The organism is Micromonospora parastrephiae, from assembly GCF_016802865.1.
GTDB classification, from domain to species: domain Bacteria; phylum Actinomycetota; class Actinomycetes; order Mycobacteriales; family Micromonosporaceae; genus Micromonospora; species Micromonospora parastrephiae.
The window spans coordinates 38,011-44,496 of the sequence record NZ_JAEVHM010000030.1 but is presented as its reverse complement, the minus strand read 5'-3'; the positions used below and the strand labels follow the sequence as shown (position 1 = coordinate 44,496).

Sequence of the window (6,486 nt, the reverse complement as noted above, 5' to 3'; positions counted from 1 at the left end):
GCCGCGCTGGCCGCGGTGCCCGCCGGCCCGACGATCGTCCTGGTGCACGACGCCGCCCGCGCCCCTCACTCCGCCCGAGTTGGTCGAGTCCGTCGCCGCGGCGGTCCGGGCCGGCCGGGACGCGGTGATCCCGGTGCTGCCGGTCGTCGACACGATCAAGGAGGTCGGCGCTGGTGAGGTGGTGCTCGGCACCGTCGACCGATCCGCCCTGCGCGCGGTGCAGACCCCGCAGGGTTTCCGTCGGGCGGTGCTCGCCGCCGCGCACGCCGCGGCCGGCAACCCACTCACCGACGACGCCGGTCTGGTCGAGAAGCAGGGCGTCACCGTGACCTGCGTGCCCGGCTCGGAGTACGCGCTGAAGATCACCCGACCCTTCGACCTGGCGCTGGCGGAGCATCTGCTCGCCGCCGCCGGTTGACGCGTACCCTCTGGTCATGATCGTTCCCAGGGTCGCCATCGGCACCGACGTGCACGCGTTCGAGCCCGGCCGGCCCTGCTGGGTCGCGGGCCTGCTCTGGCCCGACCAGGATGGCCTCGCCGGGCACTCGGACGCCGACGTGGCCGCGCACGCCGCCTGCAACGCGCTGCTCTCCGCCGCCGGCCTCGGTGATCTCGGGTCGGTCTTCGGGGTCGGCCAGCCGGAGTGGGCCGGCGCGTCCGGGGTGGCTCTGCTGACCGAGACGGCCCGCCGGGTGCGGGCCGTCGGCCTGGAGATCGGCAACGTCTCCGTGCAGGTCGTCGGCAACCGGCCCAAAATCGGTCGCCGCCGGGCGGAGGCCCAGCAGGTGCTCTCCGCCGCTGTCGGCGCCCCGGTGACCCTTTCCGCCGCGACCACCGACGGCCTCGGTTTCACCGGCCGTGAGGAAGGGCTGGCCGGCATCGCGGTGGCGCTGGTGTACGACGCCCCGGCCGCCTAGGCTCGCCGCGATGTCCACCGACCCCACCCCCGACCAGTCCGCCGCCGACGGCTACCTGCAGCGGGCCCAGCTCCTCGCCGAACTCGGCCGCCACGACGAGGCGGCCGGTGAGTTGACCCACGGGCTCGCCCTGCGACCCGACGCCCCGGAGGCGCTCACCATGCTGGCCCGGGTGCACCTCGCCGCCGGTCGACCGGCGGACGCGCTCACCGCCGCCGACGCGGCCGTGGCCGCCGCTCCGGACGCCCTTCCTCCGCTGGTCACCCGCGCCATGGCGCTGGCCGACCTGGAGCGGTACCAGGAGTCGGCCGCCACCGCCGACCGGCTCCTCGCACTCGGCGCCGACGACGCGTACGCCCAGCGCAGCGCGGCGGCGATCCTCGCCGACTCGCGCAACGGCCAGCCGGCGCTGAACGCGGCCTGGCGCGGGGTCGAGCTGGCGCCGAACGAACCGCAGTCGCACCTCGTGCTCGGTCTGGTCGCCGCCCGGTTGGAGTTGTTCGACCTGGCCGAACGCGCCTACCGGGAGGCGTTGCGGCTCGATCCGCGGCTCGCCGACGCCCCGGACGATGTGGGTGTCATCCGCCTGGAGCAGCGCCGCTGGGCGCAGGCGTTGGAACACATCGCCGAGGCGGTCACGGTCAGCCCGAGCCGGATGGACTCCGGGCGGACCATCGCGTACGGCCTGCACCGCCTGGTGCTCTACGGCGCGGGCTGGTCGCTGGTGGCCGCGGTGCTGGTGGCGTTCGCGGCGTCGGCCAACGACGGGTTCTCCCGTATCGTCGCGGTGCTCGCCGCGTTGACCGGTGGGGTCGTGGTGTGGCAGCTCGCCGCGCGCCTGCCGGGGCTGACCCGTACCGTCCTGCCCACCCTGCTGCACTCGGACCGGGCGATGGCCCTGGCCGTCTACTCGGTGGCCGCCGCGCCGGTGCTGCTCCTGGTGTACGCGGTGGTCGGCTCGCCATGGCCGCTGGTGCTGGCCATCGTGATGACGGCGATAGCCGAGTTCGCCATCTTCACCAGAACCGCCATCCGCTGACCCACCTCCGGCAGCACCACAACAGATCGACAAGCGTCGCCCAGCTCGACCAGGTCAGGGTTTTCGCCGGAGCCCGCCCGCGTCGGGATCAAGCCTGACCGCCCAGAGCGGGCGGGCTCCGGCGAAAACCCAAAGAGCGACTAGCGACGCGCCCACGTCCAGGCGTAGCCCTCGTCCTCGCAGGTGCGGGCCGCGTCGCAGAGGTCCAGCGGGCGGAACGTGTCGACCATGACGGCCAGCTCGTCGAAGTAGTCCGCGCCGATGGAGCGTTCGGCGGCGCCCGGCTGCGGGCCGTGGGTGAAGCCGGACGGGTGCAGGGAGATCGACCCCTGCTCGATGCCGGAGCCGCGCCGAGCCTCGTAGTTGCCGCCGGTGTAGAAGAGCATCTCGTCGGAGTCGACGTTGTGGTGGTTGTACGGCACCGGGATCGAGTCGGGGTGGTAGTCGACCTTGCGGGGCACGAAGGAGCAGATGACGAAGTTGGGCCCCTGGAAGGTCTGGTGCACGGGCGGGGGCTGGTGGATGCGGCCGGTGATCGGTTCGAAGTCGTGGATGGAGAACGCCCACGGGTAGAGATGCCCGTCCCAGCCGACCACGTCGAACGGGTGGTTCGCGTAGACGTAGCGGGTCCAGCCGCGGCGGTGGCGGACCAGCACCTCGACCTCCTCGCCGTCGACGAGCAGCGGCACGTCCGGTCCGCGGACGTCGCGTTCGCAGTACGGCGAGTGCTCCAGGAACTGGCCCCGGACGGAGAGGTAGCGCTTGGGTGGGCCGATGTGCCCGGTCGCCTCGACGGTGAGCAGTCGGACGGGCTGGTCGCCGGTGGGCACCAGCCGGTGGATGGTCGAGGTGGGGATGACGACGTAGTCGCCGGCGACCGCGTCGAGGGCCCCGAACGGCGACTCGACCCGCAGGGTGCCCGCCTCGACGTAGAGGCAGTGGTCGCCGGTGGCGTCGCGGAACAGCGGCGAGGGCCGGCCGGCGAGCACGTATCCGATCCGCACGTCGTCGTTGGCGAGCAGGTACTGCCGGCCGAGGATCGGGTCGGCGCCGCCCGCGTCGAGCTTGTGGGTGCGCAGGTGGCGGGGCTTGAGCGGCAGGTTCGGCGCCCTGGTGAACGCGGGCGGGGTGAACTCGTCGGCGGCGAGGATCGCGGTGGGCGCGTGCCGGTGGTAGAGCAGGGACGAGTCGGAGGAAAAGCCCTCCTGGCCCATCAGCTCCTCGGCGTAGAGGCTGCCGTCGGGCTGGCGGAACTGGGTGTGGCGCTTGCGGGGCACCTCTCCGACGCTGCGGTAGTACGGCATCTCGCCTCCCGATATGTCCCGTTCACCGGCCGAAGGCGTCCGATAATCGGACGCTGTTGTCCGTTCCTCGTAGCGTCCCGTACATTCTTGTTCCGTGTCAACGCAGGTGCCCGCACTCCTCGACAGCCTGGTGGACGACGCCGCCGTCTTCCCTCCGGGCAGCGCCGCGCTCCCCGAAGCGCTGACCGCCCACCGCCGACACCGCACCGCCTGGTACGCCGACCTGGTCGGCCCGCTGCTCGTCCCCGCCTCTGCCGTCGCGGCGGGCGAGCTCAGCGGTCTCGTCGACCCCGGCGAGGGCCTGGTGGTCGGCGTGATCGGTGACACCGGGATCGGTAACCTGCCGTTCGCGCTCTCGTTCCTGGCGCCGGACGGCGTCACCGCCCGGCAGGTCGAGGTGTCGGTCGCCAAGCGTGGCGAGGACCCGCTGCCCGGCCTCACCGAGCTGCTGCGGCTGATCGACACGATGCCAGGCGTCGAGGCCGTCTACGCCGAGTTGCCGCTGACCTTCGGGTTGATGGGCGCGCTGGACGCGCTCGTCGCCGCCCGCGCCGACGGGGTGCCGATCGCCGCCAAGTTCCGCACCGGCGGCCTGGCCGCCGAACTCTTCCCCACTCCGGCCGAGCTGGCCGCCGTGATCTGCGCCTGCCGGGACCGGGACCTGCCGTTCAAGCTCACCGCCGGGCTGCACGAGGCGGTCCGGCACCTCGACCCGGAGACCGGGTTCACCCACCACGGCTACGCCAACGTGCTGGCCGCGACGCTCGCGGCCGCCGGAGGCGACGGTGTGCGCCCCGTCGCCGAGCTGCTGACCGCGGCCGATCCGCGCCCGCTGCTGGAGCGCCTGAACGGGCGGCTGGACGCGCCCCGCCCCCTGTGGGTCGGCTTCGGCTCGTGCAGCATCCTGGAACCACTGACCGATCTGATCCGGCTGGGGCTGGTGAACGGGGGCTACGACGCATGACCTGGGTGACCGGCGCTGACGGTTCGCCGTACGGGGTGACGAACCTGCCGTACGGGGTGTTCCGGTCCAACGGGGGCCAGCCGCGGATCGGCGTACGGATCGGGTCGTGGGTGTTCGACCTGGCCGGGGCGGAGGCCGCGGATCTCGTGCTGGCGGCCGGCACGTTGTGCCGACCCACCCTCAACGACTTCATGGCGCTGGGTCGTCCCCAGTGGACGTCGGTGCGGCAGCGAATCACCGAGCTGCTGACCGACTCCGCGCACCGCCCCGTGGTGGAGCCCCTCCTGGTGCCGCTGGACGAGGTGGAGTTGCTGCTGCCGATCGAGGTGGCCGACTACGTCGACTTCTACTCCTCCGAACACCACGCGTCGAACGTCGGGCAGATCTTCCGCCCGGGCCAGCCGCCGCTGCTGCCGAACTGGAAGCACCTGCCGATCGGCTACCACGGTCGGGCCGGCACTGTCGTCGTCTCCGGCACGCCGGTGACCCGGCCGACGGGCCAGCGCGCCTCCGCCGAGGGCCCGGTCACCGGCCCGTCGGTACGCCTCGACATCGAGGCCGAGGTCGGCTTCGTGGTGGGTGTGCCGAGCGCGCTGGGCGACCGGGTCTCCGTCGACGACTTCGCCGATCACGTCTTCGGCGTGGTGCTGGTCAACGACTGGTCGGCCCGGGACATCCAGGCCTGGGAGTACCAGCCCCTCGGCCCCTTCCTGGGCAAGTCCTTCGCCACCTCGATCTCGGCCTGGGTGACGCCGCTGGACGCGCTCGCCGCCGCGTTCGTTCCGGCTCCCGACCAGGACCCGCCGGTGGTCAACTACCTGCGCGACGTGCCGCACCTGGGGCTCGACCTCCGCCTCACGGTCGAGTGGAACGGCGAACGGGTCAGCGAGCCGCCGTTCGCCTCCATGTACTGGACGCCGGCCCAGCAGTTGGCGCACCTCACCGTCAACGGCGCGTCCCTGCGTACCGGCGATCTGTACGCCTCGGGCACCGTTTCCGGCCCGGACCGGGGACAGGTCGGATCGTTCCTGGAGCTGACCTGGGGAGGGGCCGAGCCGGTGAAGCTCGGCGACGAGACCCGCACCTTCCTCGCCGACGGCGACACGGTGACCATCACCGCCACCGCGCCCGGCCCGGACGGCACCACCATCGTCCTCGGCGAGGTCACCGGAACGGTCCGTCCGGCCCGCTGAGCGCCGTCCCGGGCAGGGTCGGCTTCCTGTCTCGTCGGTGGGACTGATGATCGCACCGACTGTGCGATGAACAGGCCAGGTTGCCGCGTTGATCGTCGCGGATTCCGTCGCCCCACCGCGCGGTACGGGCCGGGCCCCCCGCCCGGGTGCCCGCGGTGGGGCAACCCATCGCACACGGAGGTAGACGACGATGCACGATCTCGCGCGCGCGGTTTGGCGTACCAGTAGCCGCTCCAACGACCAGGGGCTCTGCGTGGAGGTGGCCGACAACCTGGTCGACGTCCTCGGTCTGGTCGCGGTCCGCGACTCGAAGGACCAGGCGGGCCCCACACTGGCCGTCAGCCCGCCGGGATGGACAGCGTTCATCGGAGCGATCCGGGCCGGTCGCTTCGCACACTGAGCGGCGCCGCACCGGTCGTCCGGTGCGAATTGGCCGCCGAAACGGACAGTGGGGCCTCCGGGTGGTGGAAATTCCGTCCCGGGGGCCCCGTCCGGCGCTCACCCCGCGTACCGTCGACAACACGGGAGGGTGGCATGTCGACGGTGGCGGTTACCGGGTTCATCCAGGCGCACGCGGTCGATGTCTGGCGTCTGCTGACCGACCTGCCCGGCCGCGCGGCCCGAATGACCGCTGCCGGCCCCACCGAACTGCTCACTCCGGGCCCGTTCGGGCCGGGCACCGCGTGGCGTGAGGAGCGCGTCCAGCCGGGCGGCGGCACGCTGACCGAGGAGTTCCTGGTGGTGGAGGCGCTCGCCCCACATCGGCTGGTGCTCTGTTCGTCCGGCGCGGACGTGGATTACCGGATCACCTGGAGTCTGCGGCCGGTTCGGCGCCGCCGTCGAGGTTGCACGGCGGTCACCGTCACCCAGGAGGCGGTGCCGACCGCTCCGTACCCTCGGGTGGTTGCGCTGCTGCTCGGCGGGTTAGCCGCCCGGGCGGTCGAGGTGGCGCTGCGGCGTGATCTCGCCGACCTGACCGTCGCGGCGGCCGCCGCCGTCGGTTCCGTCGACGCCGCCTGACCGCTCGGGGGCCACCTGCTCCGTTGCCCGTCGTCGCGGGCGGCCTGAC

At 72.8% G+C, this 6,486-nt stretch carries 7 protein-coding genes and 1 pseudogene; 7 read left to right on the top strand and 1 reads right to left on the bottom strand.

Going from position 1 to position 6,486, the window contains the following annotated elements:
- From JNW91_RS09450 to JNW91_RS09440, 3 genes and pseudogenes are all read left to right on the top strand, one after another.
- Window positions 1-418 (top strand): annotated as a pseudogene (locus JNW91_RS09450) (IspD/TarI family cytidylyltransferase); the annotation flags it as partial.
- Window positions 419-434: 16 nt separating this feature from the next.
- On the top strand, window positions 435-917 hold the full coding sequence (ispF, locus tag JNW91_RS09445) for a 2-C-methyl-D-erythritol 2,4-cyclodiphosphate synthase (RefSeq protein WP_203174507.1): 483 nt from the start codon (window positions 435-437) through the stop codon (window positions 915-917).
- 10 nt (window positions 918-927) lie between these two features.
- Window positions 928-1,956, top strand: a complete 1,029-nt coding sequence (locus JNW91_RS09440) for a tetratricopeptide repeat protein (protein WP_203174506.1) — start codon at window positions 928-930, stop codon at window positions 1,954-1,956.
- Between the two features lie 140 nt (window positions 1,957-2,096).
- Here JNW91_RS09440 and JNW91_RS09435 read toward each other — a convergent pair whose 3' ends face one another.
- Entirely contained in the window at window positions 2,097-3,260 is a 1,164-nt protein-coding gene (locus JNW91_RS09435; RefSeq protein WP_203174505.1) for a homogentisate 1,2-dioxygenase, read from the bottom strand.
- A gap of 94 nt (window positions 3,261-3,354) precedes the next feature.
- Here JNW91_RS09435 and JNW91_RS09430 point away from each other — a divergent pair, with 94 nt between their 5' ends.
- The 4 genes from JNW91_RS09430 (at window position 3,355) to JNW91_RS09415 (ending at window position 6,437) form a co-directional block, all read left to right on the top strand.
- Complete coding sequence (locus JNW91_RS09430; RefSeq protein WP_203174504.1) at window positions 3,355-4,224, top strand: hypothetical protein; 870 nt, start codon at window positions 3,355-3,357, stop codon at window positions 4,222-4,224.
- Complete coding sequence (gene fahA, locus JNW91_RS09425; RefSeq protein ID WP_203174503.1) at window positions 4,221-5,417, top strand: fumarylacetoacetase; 1,197 nt, start codon at window positions 4,221-4,223, stop codon at window positions 5,415-5,417. Before JNW91_RS09430 ends, fahA begins: the two co-directional genes overlap by 4 nt.
- A 190-nt stretch (window positions 5,418-5,607) precedes the next feature.
- A complete protein-coding gene (locus JNW91_RS09420; protein WP_203174502.1) occupies window positions 5,608-5,817 on the top strand; it encodes a DUF397 domain-containing protein in 210 nt (69 codons plus the stop codon).
- Between the two features lie 134 nt (window positions 5,818-5,951).
- Window positions 5,952-6,437, top strand: a complete 486-nt coding sequence (locus JNW91_RS09415) for an SRPBCC family protein (protein ID WP_203174501.1) — start codon at window positions 5,952-5,954, stop codon at window positions 6,435-6,437.
- The last annotated feature ends 49 nt before the right edge of the window (window positions 6,438-6,486 follow it).